This window comes from Pseudoalteromonas lipolytica, assembly GCF_001306915.1.
Classification (GTDB): Bacteria; Pseudomonadota; Gammaproteobacteria; order Enterobacterales; family Alteromonadaceae; genus Pseudoalteromonas; species Pseudoalteromonas simplex.
On record NZ_LJTC01000008.1, the window covers coordinates 307,363 to 325,835 of the forward strand.

Annotated in this window: 10 protein-coding genes; all 10 read left to right on the forward strand. The window is 38.3% G+C overall.

Annotation, left to right across the window (positions count from 1 at the left end):
- Positions 1 to 61: 61 nt before the first annotated feature.
- The 10 genes from AOG27_RS13690 to AOG27_RS13735 all read left to right on the forward strand — a co-directional run bounded on the left by AOG27_RS13690 (position 62) and on the right by AOG27_RS13735 (position 18,472).
- The gene (locus AOG27_RS13690) at positions 62 to 2,764 is read left to right on the forward strand and encodes a TonB-dependent receptor (protein ID WP_054553567.1); all 2,703 of its coding nucleotides are present in this window, start codon (positions 62 to 64) and stop codon (positions 2,762 to 2,764) included.
- Positions 2,765 to 2,793: 29 nt separating this feature from the next.
- Positions 2,794 to 5,229 (forward strand): PKD domain-containing protein, encoded by a 2,436-nt coding sequence (locus AOG27_RS13695; RefSeq protein ID WP_054553568.1) that lies wholly within the window; start codon positions 2,794 to 2,796, stop codon positions 5,227 to 5,229.
- A gap of 372 nt (positions 5,230 to 5,601) precedes the next feature.
- Positions 5,602 to 6,720 (forward strand): CRISPR-associated ring nuclease Csm6, encoded by a 1,119-nt coding sequence (gene csm6, locus AOG27_RS13700; RefSeq protein ID WP_054553569.1) that lies wholly within the window; start codon positions 5,602 to 5,604, stop codon positions 6,718 to 6,720.
- 67 nt (positions 6,721 to 6,787) lie between these two features.
- Entirely contained in the window at positions 6,788 to 10,231 is a 3,444-nt protein-coding gene (locus tag AOG27_RS13705; RefSeq protein ID WP_054553570.1) for a DEAD/DEAH box helicase family protein, read from the forward strand.
- A gap of 54 nt (positions 10,232 to 10,285) precedes the next feature.
- Positions 10,286 to 11,866, forward strand: a complete 1,581-nt coding sequence (locus AOG27_RS13710) for a type I restriction-modification system subunit M (protein WP_054553571.1) — start codon at positions 10,286 to 10,288, stop codon at positions 11,864 to 11,866.
- Positions 11,863 to 13,065: a restriction endonuclease subunit S gene (locus tag AOG27_RS13715; protein WP_152967147.1), complete on the forward strand. Its 1,203-nt coding sequence runs from the start codon at positions 11,863 to 11,865 to the stop codon at positions 13,063 to 13,065. The genes AOG27_RS13710 and AOG27_RS13715 overlap by 4 nt, the downstream gene beginning before the upstream one ends.
- A 32-nt stretch (positions 13,066 to 13,097) precedes the next feature.
- Complete coding sequence (locus AOG27_RS13720) at positions 13,098 to 14,432, forward strand: hypothetical protein (protein WP_054553572.1); 1,335 nt, start codon at positions 13,098 to 13,100, stop codon at positions 14,430 to 14,432.
- Positions 14,433 to 14,456: 24 nt separating this feature from the next.
- Positions 14,457 to 14,597 (forward strand): hypothetical protein, encoded by a 141-nt coding sequence (locus tag AOG27_RS21525; RefSeq protein WP_161804353.1) that lies wholly within the window; start codon positions 14,457 to 14,459, stop codon positions 14,595 to 14,597.
- Between the two features lie 454 nt (positions 14,598 to 15,051).
- Positions 15,052 to 17,829: a hypothetical protein gene (locus AOG27_RS13730; RefSeq protein ID WP_054553574.1), complete on the forward strand. Its 2,778-nt coding sequence runs from the start codon at positions 15,052 to 15,054 to the stop codon at positions 17,827 to 17,829.
- A gap of 106 nt (positions 17,830 to 17,935) precedes the next feature.
- A complete protein-coding gene (locus AOG27_RS13735) occupies positions 17,936 to 18,472 on the forward strand; it encodes a hypothetical protein (RefSeq protein ID WP_200909102.1) in 537 nt (178 codons plus the stop codon).
- The last annotated feature ends 1 nt before the right edge of the window (position 18,473 follow it).

An 18,473-nucleotide genomic window follows, 5' to 3' on the forward strand; every position in this document is an offset into this window, starting at 1 on the left:
TTTTACGGCTTTTCATTTTTCGTTCGGCTTTATAGGTATGTAACGAAAAAAGGAAACTCACATGCCGTCTCGTGTATTGCTTTCTAGCTGTGCCATATTTGTTTCGAGCCTGTTGTCTGTGGCCCCAATTTATGCGGCGCAATCATCAGCTAGTTCAGCTAATTTCACATTAGTTCAATTTGACTTACCTGCAGGTAATTTAGGTGATTCATTAACGCTTCTTTCACGACAAGCAGGGATCACACTGAGCTTTGATGAGCAAATCGTAAAAAATATCTCTGTATTAGAGCTTAAAGGACGCTACAGCACAGAAACGGCTTTAAATAAACTTTTACAATCAACCTCATTAGAAGCGTTTTTGATTGCTCAAAACGCTTGGATCATTAAAGCTAAGCCACAATCAGATGTGATTGCTCTTGATACTATTCAAGTTCAGGGACAACACAATAAACTAAAAAATAAAACCTATACCGAGGCAAAATCGGTAAACGTCATCACTCAGCAAGATATTGAACGATTTCGCGGTACCAGTGTTGGCGATATATTCCAAGGTACACCTGGGGTATTAGTCAGTGAGAACCGTAACTCAGGTGGTTTAGACATCAATATCCGCGGTATGCAAGGTCAAGGCCGTGTGCCAGTTACTATTGATGGAAGTCGCCAAGAAACAACTGTTTATCGAGGGTATTCAGGTGTCTCTAGCCGCAGTTATATTGACCCTGATTTAATTGGCTCAATGACGATTAGTAAAGGCCCTGTTATGGACGCGCAAGGGACCGGTGCGACGGGCGGATTAGTGAGTGTTAGCACTCTTAATGCAGACGATATTGTCAAAGAAGGGGAGCTGTCAGGTGTGCGTTTAAGAGCGAGTGCCATAGGTAATAGCTCAAGCGTACCTCAGCCTGGAACCTATGCAGGCTATTATCTACCTCGTAATGCCTATCGCTCAGATTGTCGCTTTTCAACATATTGTACTGAACAGTACTTGATGCCAGAGCATTTTGCCCCCGAAGAAGGAATGGACAGACCTAGTTTGTTAGAGTTTTCGAGTTACGCGGGGAGTGTTGCTGCAGCAAAACGCTTTAGTTGGGGTGACTTAGTTGGTGCTTACGCTAAGCGTGAACAAGGCAATTATTATGCAGGTAGCCATGGCCCTAAACCCGAATTGATTTATGGTGAGCCGGTTAAAATGGCTTGGTATACCGAGACTCCAGTCTCTATGGAAGGTGCGTCAAGATTTCGTGCTAATGAGCGTATACCAAATACAAATTTCAATAGTGAGTCGGTATTACTTAAAACGAACTTGGTGATGCCAAAAGATCATAGCTTAGAGATGAGTTATATCCTTTATAACAGCGAATATGGCGAAATGATGCCTTCGCAAATCCGCTCTTTTGGTCAAGCAAGACAATGGCTTGACAGCGAAGTAACAAACCATACCTATACATTAAAATACAAATGGCAACCGCTTACTTATGATTGGGCCGATTTTTCGGCTAATTTGTGGCACACAGATGCGATTACAGATCTTAATACACCTCGTCCCGGCTCAGTTGATATTGCCGACAACATAGCCCGAGAAGATGACTATCAGCGTTGGGGTGCTGAATTTAGTAATAAAATGATGTTCTACAATTATGGCGAACTTGCATTGAGCTATGGCATAGCCGGGCAGTGGGAAGATATGGATACCGATACGGTCCAAACAGATAATTCTTATGCAGGTTCACGAAGCGGTTGGCGTAAAGAGTTTAGTGCTTTTAGCGCTGTCGATTGGCAAATTACAAAGCAGTGGCAATTAGAAGCAGGGTTCCGCTTTAGTCATTTCTCTTCAAAAGATAATAACCCTTTAGAACTTAAGCCTAATAACCCTGCATGTACACCTGATGGGCAAGGAGGCTGTGTTCCTGTCAATTATCAGAATAGTCACTCAGGTGGTGCGCCGATTATAGCTTTAACGTGGCAAGCGTTAGACGGTCTTCAATTATACATTAGACACGCAGAAGCTTTACGTATGCCAAGCTTGTTTGAAAGTACCTCTGGTTTGTCTGCGAGCCCTGTGCTTGATATATCTCTGAAGCCTGAGCATGCCAAAAACCAAGAATTGGGTATTAATTATTTAAACGAAAAAATAGCGAATAACACAGAGCAACTGGCTATCAAGCTTGCCTATTTCGAGAATCATGTAGATGACTATTTAACTCGAACACAACCAAATGCGTGGGAGGAATCACAAGGCGGTTTGCTCGATTTATTTCGTATGCGCAATATCGACAGCTTAGATCTTAATGGTGTTGAGTTTAACTTTAGTTACACAGCACCTTTTTGGTTAGTTGAATTAAGTGGTACTAAATATTCTTATATTGAAGTGTGTAATGATGGTAGCTACGTGCGTTATGAATGTACTGATTGGGGGATCACACAGAGTTACATCAATAATATGATCCCGCCTAACTGGCATGCCAGCCTGCATTTAGGGTTACGTCTTTTTGATCAAAAATTCGAGACTGGTTTACGCGCTACCTTTATGGGCAAAAGAAACCCAGTTCCTCGATATAACGCACCAACAGGTTTTAATGAGCCTGTGCTATGGCACAGCTATAACCTTTTAGATTTCTACAGTTCATACCAATTTAACGATACGGCGACCCTTGATTTTACTATCGATAATATTACCGATCGTTACTACTTAGACGCATTGAGCTTAGGACTTGTGCCAGCCCCAGGGCGCACAGCCAAGCTTAGCTTAACTTTACAATTTTAATTGCCAGAAAAACCTGCAAGGAGACCCCGATGAAATTGATGCTACATACATTCACCGCTATAGGGCTAGCTTTAGCGCTAACCGCTTGTGGTGGAGGTGGTGGTAACGACGATAGCACCCCTGTTGTTGTTGAACAAAAACCGACGGCTGTTATCACTAGCAGTACAGAACAAACAACGTTTTCACTTAAAGATGGTGCAGTACAAATTCAACTAAGTGCTGATCAAAGTAGTAGCGCAGATAACAAAGAACTTAGTTATCAATGGCAACTTATTTCTCGCCCAGAACAAAGTGAAGCGGCTTTAACCAGTAACGATAGTCTTAGCACCGATTTTGTGGCTGATCTTCCTGGTGAATATGTCATTAGTCTTATTGTTAATGATGGTGTTAATAACAGTGAAGCAACACGCATTACTTTTAATGCAACATCACCATATCCGACAGCAATCACTGAGCCTGTATACAGTGTAAGTTTGGGCACAACGAGTGTCGGCCTAGATGCAAGTGCTAGTTTACCTCCAACAGGCGAGACAGGCAGTTTAGATTATCAATGGAAGATTGTTGAAAAACCGGCTGAGAGTGCGGGTTATTTAAGCAATGAAACACTTAGTTTAGCTACTCTATTTGTTGATGTAGCTGGAGATTACAAACTAGAGTTAGTTGTTTATTACGGAAATATTGCCAGTGAACCAAAAACGGTTACCGTAACTGTTTCATCAGGTAATGCTCCACCTGTTGCGATTGCTGATGATGTGACGATTAAGCTTGGGCAAACAGTCACGCTTGATGCATCACAAAGTAATGACCCTGAAGGAGCGTCTTTACAATACCGTTGGAAATGGGCTTACAGTCCTGTTGAACCTGATGCTATTCCATTACCTGAATTAACAGGAAGAACAACAGATACACTTACTTTTACGCCAGCTGCAGCGGGAGAGTATTCATTGGTACTGTTTGTGTTTGATGGTGCAAGAAAAAGCGAAGAGCGTGAAGTTCTTGTAACTGTAGAGAAAGATCCTGAGTCTAATGAAAACAAAGCACCCGTTGGCGAGTTACTCGCAACAGGCTATTTCCCTTCTTATAGTATTGGTGAACAAGAAGTTGGTTTACGCGCTGAGTTTAATTTTTCAGGCTATGATCCAGAAGGTGAAGCACTGCAAATAATCAGTGCGGAACTTATAGAAAAGCCAGAAACAAGTACTGTTGAGTTAGTTGATATTGGTTCTTGGAAGCCAATGGGCAAAAAGATCCAAAAGCTTGATGTTGAAGGCATGTATAAAGTACGAATGGTTGTATCTGATGGTGTTAATCAACTAACAACCAATGCAACAATGGAAGCTAAAATTGGTAATGTTAATGGGCAGCCTTCAACACGCGGTGTAGATGCTCAATCTAAATCAGTTATTGTAGGTGATGCACTCGTATTCGATGCATCAAGTGAAGACCCAAATGATGATCCAATGACATTCCATTGGGAACTTGTTGATCGTCCAGATGGCAGTAACGCGGTTATTGAGCCAGTTATTGAACCTGAAACCCAAGAGTATCGCCGTGCTCGCGTGGTAACTGACGTACCAGGCTCATATACTGCGCGCTTGATTGTTGAAGATGACCGCGGACTTTTTGCAAAAACTTATGCAGAAGATGATGGCCTTGCAAAACTTACCAATACTGCGCCTGAAATTCGTTCTGTTGTGTGGGCACGTAGCTGGGGAAGACTACAGCCAGGTGAAGATTACTATCAAATCTTACCGTGCATGTCATTATTACATCGCCCTGTTACGGTTGATGCTGATGGTGACGAAGTATTCACCCATGAAGAGTTAATTAGCACGCCTGAAGGTGGAGAATTCACAAGTTATCCTGATGAAGCTGATTGTCCTGCCACACGCGGTCAAGTGTTTACCAAACCAGGTACTTATACATTCCGTTATTCAGCGACTGATTTAATAGACGATGCACCACAATATGATTTTGTTGTTAAAGTTGATCCATTATCAGAAGCGAAAGGTGTTCGCTTACGAAGCATTAATGAAGATGGCGAAAGCTTATGGCACCCACTACCGTATGAAACAATTCCACCATTTGCAAATGGCTTTAGTGCAAGCTCGCGTCCATTCTTAGAAGAAGGCTATGTGCAGTGGGAGCTAAGTGCTATGGACAGTGCGTATACAGTTGAAAATGTTAAGGTGAGCCATATTAATGGTGGTCTTGCGAGTCTTACCCCTCGTTTTGAAAACCTATATGAAGGACGTGTTATTCAACAAGGCGAAAGCTTAGCATTTCAAACCGTAGTACCTGCAGTGCCTTGTATTCGTAATGACGATAAGTCTGAAGGCTTCCATTTCTCTTTCAATATTAGAGAAATCCCAGAAATTACTTATGTATACGAAATATGGCGCACAGCCAATGACGACAGTCTTTTCAATGAGTGGGAAGAGTGTGAAGAAGGCCAGCTAAATTAAACAGCCAATTTAAAAACTTAAACAAGCGAACCTTCGGGTTCGCTTTCTTAATATTACCCCTTCCACGTTCCTTTAGACCATATCGAAAATCAAACAAACGCATTCAGAATTCACTCTGATAATACTAGTGAGGGAATTGTACGCAAATATACTTTTTCATTGTGGTAATGCAAAAGCGTATTGCTAACGATAATGTAAGGCGAGGCTTAAGGGCAATGAAGGAGTAGCGTGCTACTCCTTTTTTAAATTTAAGTATTAGAGAAAGTTCGCAAAACATACATCGTCAATAAATCATAAAAATAGCATTCGTCTCATACTTTTTGATTTTATTTAATATTCAGATATTATTCAGTTTCATCAAAAGGAAATTGAATGAAACACATATTACTCATCATCACAGGGGCTAGTCCTCAAGTACTTACAGAAACCTTGTTTGCTATCCATAAGCAAGGCAAAAGTCTGCCAAACGAAATCTATGTCATCACAACGGAAAGTGCCAAACCTTTGCTGGTAGATGGGCTATTCAACCAAGGTCATTTTCAACAGTTATTAACAGACTACAAATTGCCAGAGATTGAGTTTTCTGAGAAAAATATTTGGCTTATTGAAGATCAAAATGGTCAACCTGTTTTTGATGCCAGTACTGAGGTTGATCAGGTCTATATGGCAGATTTTATAACCCGTAAGGTAGATGAGTTAACCAAGCTTGAGAATACAGCAATACATGCATCAATTGCAGGTGGACGTAAAACAATGGCGTTTTACTTAGGATATGCCATGTCTCTCTTTGGGCGTGAGCAAGACACTCTAAGTCATGTATTTGTAGATGAGAGCTTTGAATTTCTAAAAGACTTTTGGTACCCGACACCCCATTCAAAGTTTGTAAAAAATAAAGCAGGGAAATCGGTCGATTGCAAAAATGCCAATATTACTTTAACGAGCATACCTTATGTTCGCATGCGTAACCTAATTGATAACTCTGTGCTTACCAGTATCAAAAATGTATCTTTCAGTAAAACAGTAGCAAGTCTTAATACAGTCAACTCAAGAGTAATTTCATTAGTTATAAACCCTTCTGCTAAGCAGTTAACATTCGCGGGGATTGATATAAGCTTAACGGCAAAAGAAATGGCATTTTACTTATGGTTACTTGATCAGTACGAACTCAATGTTGATCGTTATTTTGAAGATACAACAAGTTATTCAGAGGCTTACTTAACTCAGTTTTCTAGGGTAGGTACTGACTTACGAGTGTTTCGTGATACATTTGGAATCGAGCCGGAAGATTTTAAAATTAATAACTTAAGTGGCCTAAAGCCAATGGAAAAAACGCTTGTTCAGCAAACTCGTAGCCGAATTAATAAAAAACTTAATAATGCCTTGCCTATTGAGTTAGCAGAAAAGTTGTTAATTGATTCAACCACCGTTGACGGTGGGACTATCTATCAAGTTAATGCACTAAATGGCAAAGTAAAAATAGAATTGGTATAGCATTTTACAAGCTTGTAAAAGTATAAAAATAGTACAAGCAAGTAGTATGAAAAAGGGATTAGCAACAATGAAACACTCAATGAACTTTGAACATATCAAACAACGATGGCCTGAATTACACCAACTTGCAGCATTTGCTGAAGAGTATGCTATCAGCGATCCTCAAAGCTCATTGGTAAAATTGCGTTGCTTTGCAGAGAAAGTTGTTGGCTTTTTATATGAAGAGTTATGCCTGCCTGTTTTACCAAATTCTAATATATTCGATAAACTCACTACCGATGACTTTACAAGCGTAGTGCCAAGACAAATTACGGATAAACTCCATGCAATTCGTAAAAGTGGTAATCAAGCTGCCCATCAAGGTAGAGTAGATCAACAGCAAGCTATATGGATATTAAAAGAAAGCTATTTTATTGCCTCTTATTTGTTTATGGCTTATGCAAAAGGGTCTCAACAAGAGTGTCCAGTGTTTAAAGTACCTGAACAAGTTCAGCCAAGTAATCAAAGTGATGCTGAGTTTGCTAAAAAGAACAAACAGCTTACAAAGCAATTAGCCGAGAACCAAGCTCGTTTAAAGCGTGCTCTAGATGAGCTTGAAGCTGCAGAGCTTGCACAAAAATTAGCACAACAGCAAGCTGCAAAGCTAAAGCAAGCGATCAATCAAGAAAAACTAAAACAAGTACAAAATCTTAATAAGCAAATAGTTAGTTCTAGCTTTGATTTTAACGAGGACGAAACACGTAAACGAATTATTGATTTAGATCTTCGTAATGCAGGCTGGCATGTTGCACTTGATGATGAATCAACAGAAGAAGTTGGCAAAGAAGTAAAAGTGAGTGAGCAACCAACACCAACAGGTATTGGTTATGTTGATTACGTTTTATGGGATAACGATGGTCAACCTCTTGCTGTTATTGAAGCAAAACGATCTCGTGAAAATATTGAAAAGGGTCGTCAACAAGCGACTCTCTACGCTGATGCTTTAGAAAAGCAATATGGCCAGCGCCCTGTTATTTTTTACTCGAATGGTTGGGACATTAAAATACTCGACGATGCACAAGGCTATAATAGCCGAGGCTTATATAGTTACTATTCTAAAGACTCTTTGCAATATTTAATCAAGCAACGCGCACTTAAAAAAGACTTAAATAAAACACCTATCGATACCAATGTAGCGGGGCGCTTGTATCAGATTGAAACAATAACTCGGGTGTGTGAGCGTTTTAATGATAAACACCGCAAAGCTCTGATAGTGCAAGCAACAGGAACAGGTAAAACTCGTGTCTCTATTGCTCTTGCTAAACGTTTGCTCGATGCTGGCTGGGCAAAACGGGTATTATTTTTATGTGATCGTAAAGAGTTACGTAAACAAGCAAGCAACGCATTTACTGAATTTACTAATGAACCAGTCCACATTGTTGGTAAAAGCGCTAAAAGCAGTGCTGGTAGTGCACGTGTATTTATCGCTACCTATCCGGGTATGCTTCGCATAATGAACAAGTATGATGTGGGTTTTTTTGACCTTATTGTCGCTGATGAATCACACCGCTCAATTTACAATATTTATGGTGATATTTTTAAATACTTTGATGCGCTTGAAGTTGGTTTAACCGCTACACCTGTTGAAATGGTATCGCGTTCAACCTGTGATTTATTTGGTTGTGATTACAAACTACCAACCGCTAACTATCCCCTTGAGGATGCTATAGAGCAAGGTAACTTAGTACCTTACAAAATTGTAAGTTACACCACACAGTTTTTACGAGAAGGTATTAAAAAAGACAATCTTACTGATGAGCAAATAGCACAATTAGAAGATCAAGGTATAGACCCTAACGAGCTTGACTTTGATGCAAAACAAATAGACGAAGCCGTTAAAAATAAAGACACCAATCGGCTAATACTGCGTAACCTGATGGAAAAAGGTCTACGTGACAAAGACGGGCAGCTACCAGGTAAAACAATTATATTTGCCCGTAACATAGCTCATGCAGAACTTTTAGCACAATTGTTTAGCGAACTTTACCCACAACATGGTGCTAACTTTTGCCGCGTTATTCATTCAAAATATGAACGTGCCGAAGAACTAATAGACGATTTTAAATCGAGTGACGAAAATAGTGTTCGTATCGCTGTGTCGGTAGATATGCTTGATACTGGCATTGATGTTCCTGAGTGTGTCAATCTTGTGTTCGCTAAGCCAATAAAATCAAAAGTGAAATTTTGGCAAATGATTGGTCGAGGCACACGCTTATGTGAGCACTTATATGGCCCAGGTAAGCATAAAACACACTTCTTAATATTTGATCATTGGGCAAACTTTGAATACTTTGACGAAAACCCAGAAGAAGAAGACGTTAAACAAGCTAAATCACTGTTGCATAAACTGTTTGAAACGCGCATAAACCTCGCACAAACAGCGCTTAAAAAAGCCAATATGGATGTGTTTGATCAAACTATATCGTTACTTCACCAAGATATTAATTCTTTACCAATGGAATCAATATCAGTGCGCGATAATTGGCAAGTAGTAGAAACCTATAAAGACCTAAAACGCCTAAATCAATTTACACCAAATACAGTCAGTGATTTACTTGAAAAAGTTGCACCACTAATGCAATGGCGCAATATTATGGGGCAAAGTGATGCCTATAAACTTGATTGCGAAATAACTGTTATTCAAACATTATTATTAACTGATACAAGTCAAATTGATCTAGCAAAGCAAAATGTCATGGCTAAAGTTGAGTCGCTACAAATGCACTTAAACGAAGTGCGTGCAAAAGCACCAGCAATAGCAGAGATCCAAACAGATCAATATTGGCAATATTTAACACATACAGCACTTGAACAAAGCCGTGTTGATTTACGCAGTATTATACATTTACGAAATAAAAGCGTGACGCCGCCAACAAGCGACTTTGTGCTTGATATAAAAGAAGATTCAAATCAAATACACGAAACCGACAGGCTAACAAAAATAGTCTCGATTGATTATCAGATATACCGCCAAGAAGTAGAAAAAACTCTTGCGCCACTATTTGAAACAGATGCTGTATTGAAAAAAATTCGTGCCGGAGAGCCCGTAACAGAGGCTGATCTTGCTCAGTTAAGTTCACTAGTTCACACCCAAAACCCCAGTGTTGACTTAAATACACTGAAAGAATTTTTCCCTGACTCAACAGCGAGCCTAGATAAAATACTGCGCACTATAGTGGGTATGGATAAGCTGGCAATTGAGCAAAGCTTTACAGAATTTGTGCAACAAACTCACACGCACATGAATGCCAAACAACAGCGCTTTATTGGCATGTTAAAAAATCACCTTGTTCGCTATGGCAGTATTAATATTGAGCAGCTTTACGATGCGCCATTTACTCAAGTTCATGATATGGGGCTCGATGGCGTATTTAGTGAACAACAAGCCGACGTAATTGAGCAATTTATTGCGCAATTTAATGTACCATTGGGCACCAAAATTAATGCAGTAGAAAAGCAATTACAGCCTTAAGCCTATTTTTCAAACTGCGCAGCAACATATAAAAGCATTAGGAATTGAATATTAATGATCACAGGTCAACTTAAAAGCAAAATCGATAAACTCTGGGAAGAATTTTGGACCGGTGGTATTACTAACCCGTTAACGGTTGTAGAGCAAATCACCTTTTTAATGTACGCCCGTATGCTTGATATGAGCGAGCAAGCTGACGAAAAACGCAGTGCACGTACCAATAAACCATTTACCCGCCGTTTTAATGATGACGAGCAACACTTACGTTGGCAAAACTTTCGCCATTTAGGGGCCGAGGAGCTTTATAAATTAGTGAAAGATGAGCTATTCCCATACTTTTCAAAAGCAGGGGATGACGAGTCAACCGAGGGCGCAATTTTTAACGAGTTTATGAAAGATGCGCAACTGATGATCCAAAAGCAGTCGCTATTGGTTAAAGCGGTTGAAATGGTCAACGACCTGCCACTTGAAAACTCCGACACCAAAGGCGACTTATACGAATACTTGCTAAGTAAGCTCACCACTGCAGGCATTAACGGCCAGTTTAGAACACCGCGCCATATTATTCGTGCAATGGTCGAAATGATGGATCCAAGTATAACTAGCCGCATTTGTGACCCATCAACAGGAACCGGTGGCTTTTTAACTAACGCTTACGAATTTCTGCTAGAAAAATACACCTCAGCGGAAGGGGTTGAGCGCGAGCCTTTATACGATACAGACGGCAATCCATTACTTGATAGCAACGGCAAACCGTTAGAAAACCTGTTGTACTCAGGCGATTTAATCGACCCAGAGCAGCGTACACATATAGACACCGATATGTTCCACGGTTTTGACTTTGATGCCACTATGCTGCGTGTAGCCGCCATGAACCTCGTGATGCATGGCATAAAACAGCCCGACATACACTACCAAGATACCCTAAGCCAAAGTTTTGCTGAGCGCTTTCCAAACGAGGCAAAAGAAGGCATGGACATTATCCTTGCCAACCCGCCATTTAAAGGCAGCTTAGACGAAGAAGACGTATGCCCTGAGGTACTTCGTAAAGTAAAAACCAAAAAAACCGAGTTGCTGTTTGTCGCCTTAATAGAGCGCATGTTACGTGTGGGTGGTCGCTCAGCCACTATCGTGCCCGACGGCGTATTATTTGGCTCATCCAAAGCGCACCAACAACTGCGACAATTGCTAGTCGATAATAATCAGCTTGAAGCGGTTATATCCTTGCCTAGCGGAGTATTTAAACCTTATGCGGGTGTATCAACGGCGATTTTAATTTTCACCAAAGGTGGTACTACCGACCATGTTTGGTTTTATGATGTGCAAGCGGATGGCTTCTCGCTCGATGATAAACGCACACCGATTAAAGATAACGATTTGCCAGATTTGGTTGCCCAGTTTAAAGCCCGTGATAAAGCTGTAGCTGAAACCGAAGCAAATGATAAAACCCAAAAGGCGTTTTGGGTGAGTAAAGACGATATCACTTCAAATAAATATGATCTTTCCATTAACCGCTACAAAGAAGTGGTATATGAAGAAGAGCAGTACGATCCGCCAAAAGAAATCTTGGGCAAGTTAGTGTCATTGGAAAATGAGATATTGGCTGATCTTAAAGAGCTGGAGGCGATGCTGTGAGTTGGCCAAAGGTAAAGCTTGGAGAAGTCTGCCATTTTGTTCGCGGCCCATTTGGTGGAGCACTTAAAAAGGATTGTTTTATTGAAGATGGTTATGCGGTTTATGAGCAACAGCATGCTATTTACAATCAATTTGAAGATATTCGATATTTTATAGATGAAGATAAATTCAATGAGTTGAAGCGTTTCAAACTAAATGCTGGTGACCTAATTATGAGCTGTTCTGGAACGATGGGTAAAATCGCTATCGTTCCAGAGAATATTAAAGTGGGTGTTATAAATCAAGCACTGCTAAAGTTAACTCCTTCTGACAAAGTTGATATTAAATTCCTGAAGTATTGGCTGGAAAGTGAGTCTTTCCAATTTGTGTTAAATGGAAACACTCATGGGGCTGCAATTAAGAATGTTGCTTCAGTATCTGTTTTAAAAGAAATTGAAATTCCACTACCACCACTCGAAGAACAAAAACGTATCGCCGCTATTTTAGATAAAGCCGACAGTGTGCGCCGCAAACGCCAACAAGCCATCGACCTCGCCGACGACTTCCTCCGCAGCGTATTCCTAGATATGTTCGGCGATCCTCAGACGAAAGGTTGGGAAATTACTACTGTTGAAAAAGTAGCTGAAAGGACAAAAGGGAGTATGAGAACAGGGCCATTCGGTAGCCAGTTATTGCATAGTGAGTTTGTTGAAAAAGGTATTGCAGTATTAGGTATTGATAACGCAGTTGAAAATAAGTTTAAGTGGGGAAAACAGCGGTTCATTACAGAAGAAAAGTATCAACAATTAAAGCGATATACAGTCAAACCTGATGATGTAATTATAACTATTATGGGCACTTGTGGCCGATGTGCAGTTGTACCTGAAGATATACCTACTTCAATTAATACTAAACACATATGCTGTATCACTTTAGATAAAGATAAATGCTTACCTAGTTTCCTACATTCATATTTCTTATATCATCCAGTTTGTCAGAAATATTTAGCCACTAATACAAAAGGTGCGATTATGGCCGGTTTGAATATGGGGATTGTAAAAGGCATTCCAGTTCCTTTAGTTCCTTTGAGTCTGCAAGTTAAATATGATTCTATAGTTAGGCGATTGAATGAATTGACTGAAGGTTCATCAGAGCACAAAGAAAATGGAAATTCATTATTCAACTCATTAAGCCAAAAAGCTTTCGCAGGCAAACTTTAGAGTTTGATTCATTTATACACGCAAGGGTTTTTATGAATATTTATGTAATTGTTATTGTGGTTATTTTGATTATTTCTTTATTTTTAATGATTTATTTGATCACCGAAAATAAAAAACTTAAGTCTTATAAATTCGATAAAGAAGAAACGAAAAGAGAAGGTACCCTTAAATTAGCTTCTGATGTTGGGGAATCGGATGAAGTAGATGGTTTTAAACATGGGCAAGATGAAAATATTGCTTCTAATTTTAAAGTAATAGACTCATCAGGAAATAATATAATTACTGCTCACGAAATCTATAAACTTCCTACAAACTCTGTTGATATTACTAATGACAGTGCGATGAATGGTTGGGCAACTCACTTTTTAGCTGATGCAACAAAAGCTGGTATGTCTATACCTAATAGGACAATTGAATTGGCGTTTAAAGCAGACATACAAAAAGGTTTAGATGCTGGTAAATATACAATTATGACCACAAAAACCAACGAGAGACTAGCTGATGTAATTGATGTGAAGACAAAAAAAATAGTGGGCAAAGGTCGTATTGTTGAAGGAGGAAAAGTAAAACAATTTGCGGCAGGCGCTTTTCATATAGCTAGCATTGCAGTTGCACAATCTCATTTAGCTGATATAAGCAAAAATTTAAAAGCTATTAACTCTTCATTAGGTGATATTAGTAAGCATTTAGAGGTATTAGATACAGCTAAAATTAAAGGAGCTATTTCATATTATGAACAAGTTGCTGCACTTATAGAAAAGAACAATAACCCTGAAAGCTTAGGTAGTTCAATTAAAGTCAACATAGAAGCCAATATTAAGGACTCCCATGCGTGGGTTTCGTCTGTATTTGATAAATTTAATTATTTAATCAAGCAAATTGAATGTTTGGACGATGCTGATAATTTCGGTACAAGCTCAACTTATGCAGACTTTAAAAATAGAGTAAAGCAAGTTGAATCTATTGGTAGAGATTACGATTTATTAATGAAATTTAACAATATGTCTATCGCCATCCTTGGTTATTTAGATCCTAAAAATACTGAATATACAAGAATGGATGTTAAAGAAGCAGATTGGAAAGAATTAGTTAAAAAGTATGTGGTTGCATGTCGAGAAAAATCTATTCAATATTTTCAAGATAAAGGGTCACTATTTAACTCTACAGAAACTTTAGAGACGCGATCTGAAAATATAAATAATACAGCTGCTTTAATCTCACACTCATTACTCAGTGATCTGAATTTAATGGCTAAACAAAAAGAAAAAATTGAACAACACCTAGAAATATTTAAACAAGATGAATTGAGAATGAGTCTTAAGTTTAATAGTGAAGGCAATATTGAAAAATCAGTATTACTGAAATAAATATTATTGGGTTAAGGAAAAACGATGAGAATAAGTAAGTTATCATTTACTAACTTCCGTTCATTTAAAGAAAAGCAAACGATAGAGTTCGCACCTGTTACTTTATTTTCTACACCATTTTTCATGTATAGCTTTATTGATTATGATTTTTTAAAGTTGACCTAAGGAGGGGCTATGCCAAAAAAACCACAGCCATTTAAACAAATTTGTAAAAATTGCCTTTGGAGTGAGATTGTTGCTCCTAAGTCAGATGTTTTACTCCCAAATACGATAAAAAGTGTTTGTCCAAAGTACTATTCAACTCTGATAGAGAGAGCTGAATTAAATATCCTCGATTATGTTAGATTAAAAATAATGTAAATTTATTAGACGTTGGTTAATGTATGGCTAGAGTTGCAGTTTTAATAGTTAGAGCTGCTTTGACTTTTTAGTTTTATTTCAAGTTTTTAGACTGTGTGATGTATTTCAAACTTGTAAAAGGGGTTATTTACAAGCTTGTGAAAATAAACTCGGATTAAAATTTTAGTAACCTATTTAGCAGTTTAGTTCTCTTAAATTTCTGCAATATGTAACTGTTAAATAGGTTATTTCAGGATCAAAATTTAGTTAAGGATAAACAATGGATACAAAAATAATTTCTCAATGGACACTGTCAAATAAAGAAGCACAACAAAAAGGGTTGGATGCGTCGTTTGAGAACATGGTGGCGAATTCAGGTACAACAATGCAAGAAGAAATTGCTGCGTTCATAAATGGTCAAGCCAATAAAAATAAGCCATTACTTAAAGCTTTAAATTCATGTTATTCAATTGTTGAGAGTGAATTCTACGCAAACCGTTGGGTCAGTTTTGAAGGTGATATTTTCTTCGATAAGGATGCTAAAGGCTTTTGGATGCTTTGCGAAGATACAATAAAAAAATTCAATAAGAATGATAGGTTTAGTTCTGGGGAACTTTATGCGGATGTTATCGAAATTATAAATTCAGTGGTTGAAGATGCGTTTAATGTATGGGATGTGCCAAGCTTATCAACTTTAAATTGCTTAACTAATTTATCAAATACACCTTTTAAAATTACAAGTGGCTACTTTTATCTAGATAGATACTATCTTTATAAAATTGATTCTAGGACTCAAGGGTATGATTGTCACTGGTCACAAGATGACAGAGGGGGATATTGTTTACCGTATTTACCTCAGAGAAATGTGGCTGAGAATGGCGGTAAAGGAGTGTTTATTAATGCTATATACAATGGCTTTGTTCCATTTAAGCTCAAAGATAATGAATTGTATAAAGCTTTAATTGTTGCGCTAAATTACAACAATAAAGCGGCGGTTGAAAAGCTTAGAGATAAAACACAGATTTTAGAACAACTTATACATAAAAATATAACTAACACATTGCTTTTAGATGACTTTATTCGTGCTGATATTGCCCCTTATCAAAAAAAAATACTAGAAGATACCGAGCTTGGTCATTGGTCTTTATGGACTGAGAGGCTTGAGAGTGATGGTGGGCAAGTAATTGACTTACCCATCCCTATGGTTGCTCGAGATCCAAAATCGAGTATTAATGATGGTGTTGTGGCAATTGACTTTGGCACAAAAAGTACTGTTGTGGTGTATCAAAAAGATAATGTGAATATACATCCAATGCGTATTGGAACAGGGGATTTAAGCAAAGATATACAAGCTCATCATTATGAAAACCCAACCATTATGGAATTTAGAGACCTTGACGCGTTTATTTCTGCATATAGTGAAAAAGCCAACAAGCCTTATACACGCTGGCAAGATTTAACAATTTCACATACAGCAAAAAATGCAATGGAAGGAACGGATTCTAGTAAATTCAATACATTTTTAGATGAAATAAAACAGTGGGCAGGCGATAAAAACAGAAAATTAAAAGTAGTTGGTCAACAAGGTAAAGTGATTGACTTACCACCGTTTTTAGAACTTACAGAGGGTGACTTTAACCCGATTGAAATTTATGCCTACTTTTTAGGTTTGTATATTAACAACTTAAATAACGGCATTTTTATGGATTACATACTCTCATTCCCCGTGACTTATGAAATGCCAGTGCGGGATAAAATAATCGATAGCTTTGAAAGAGGCATTAAAAAATCTCTACCCAGTGAGCTCGGAGCTGATGTCATTGAGCAGTTAACAGTAACAAAAGGCACAAGCGAACCTGCAGCTTACGCACTAACAGCATTTAAAGCTCATAATTTTGACCCTGTAGACGATGAGCGTATTTTTTATGGTGTATTTGACTTTGGTGGTGGTACCACAGATTTTGACTTTGGTATTTTTAGAGAGGCGCAAGGTGCCAAAGAGCGCCGATTTGACTATGTGATAGAGCATTTTGGGGCGGGAGGAGACAAATTTTTAGGGGGCGAGAATTTACTTGAGCTTTTGGCGTTTGAAGTATTTAAGAAAAATAAAGTTGCACTTTTAGAAGCAGGGATTCAATTTGAGAAACACCCTGAAAAAGATGCGTTTCCAGGAAGTGAGCAGTTATTAAGTTATTCACAAGAAGCCAAAAACAATACTAAGAAGTTGTGTATCGCGTTACGTCCATTTTGGGAGGAGCATGAAGACTTCAGTATTGATTCTTCAGACTCTTTAAGTATTACACTAACTGATAGTAGTGGTATTCAGCATTCTGCTTTTAACTTAGTTGTTGATGAAGAAGAGTTAAGGCAATTGCTTTCAAATCGAATTGAACGTGGGGTCGAAAACTTTTTTGATGCTTTGCGTTTGGCATTTAGCCACAGTGAAGCACAGCTTAATGACATAGAAAATGTAAATATATTTTTGGCTGGTAATTCAAGCCAATCAAGCTTTGTTACATCATTATTTGAAAAGCACATTGTGTTACAAGATGAGGAAATAGGAACTGATGAGCAAAGCCATTTTGAATTATTTGCACCACTTGGTGCAGATAAAATGAATATAGAAAAGCCAACGTGCAAAACTGGCGTTGCTTTTGGTCTAATTGAATCACGAGAAGGTGGCAATATTAAGGTTATTGACCGTAATGTTAATGGTGAGGATATTCGTTTTAAATATTATTTAGGCGAAAATAGGAAGGGTAGATTTAAACCTATTGTTGACCGCGAAAATAAGTTTAATGAATGGATAGAGTTTATTGATGCAGGGTATCAAAAATTTGAACTATATTACTCAGAACAACCTACTTCAAGTACTGGAAATGTACTTGCCTCAGATGACAGTATTAAAAAGAAGAGTATCAAACTTGATTTGACAGATGATGATGCAATGGTGTTTATAAGAATTACATCACCTACTCAGATTGAGTACGTCATAGCTGATGAGCTTGATATTAAGAAGAATATTTATCTAAATGAACCTCAAAGCCTAGAGCTTTAATTATTTAAGGAAGATTATGTTAGCTCCCCCCCTTATCCCGACGATAATAACAACAATTAGTAAACTAGCGACGACCCTAGGGCCAATGATAGCTAGGACCGCACCTATGGTATTAAAAATAGTAGGTGAAAACTTACCTAAGGTGGTTCAAGTTATCGAGAAAGTAAGTATTGCATCTAGCGTTCTTAAACCGAATGAAAGCGTTAATGAACTAGGCGCTAAAGCTATCTCAGCAGATAAAGCACCTGAAGACTTTAATCAAATTAATGATTATATCGATTACTTACGTAATGATGTAACAGAAGTAACTCTTCCTGATGAGCTAACAGATGTTTTAGCTTGTCAGGTGATAGGGAGTGCCATTTTACTGCAAGCCTTAAATACTGAATTAAAGACCGATATCTCTTTACCATTTTTAAATAACGTGGCTGAAATTGGTTTAGGTTCAAAAGTAGTTTTTGAGATTGCTAAAGCATATTCAAACAGTGGCTTAAGTATAGAGAAAATAGAAGCATACAGTGACGGCCAATTATCATTGAATGAAACCAAACGCCATAGTGATTGCTTGGTTAGTGCTTATAAAAATGCTGAACCATCTATGACTCAACAAGAAGCTGAACAATCAGTAATGAAGGACTTTTAAA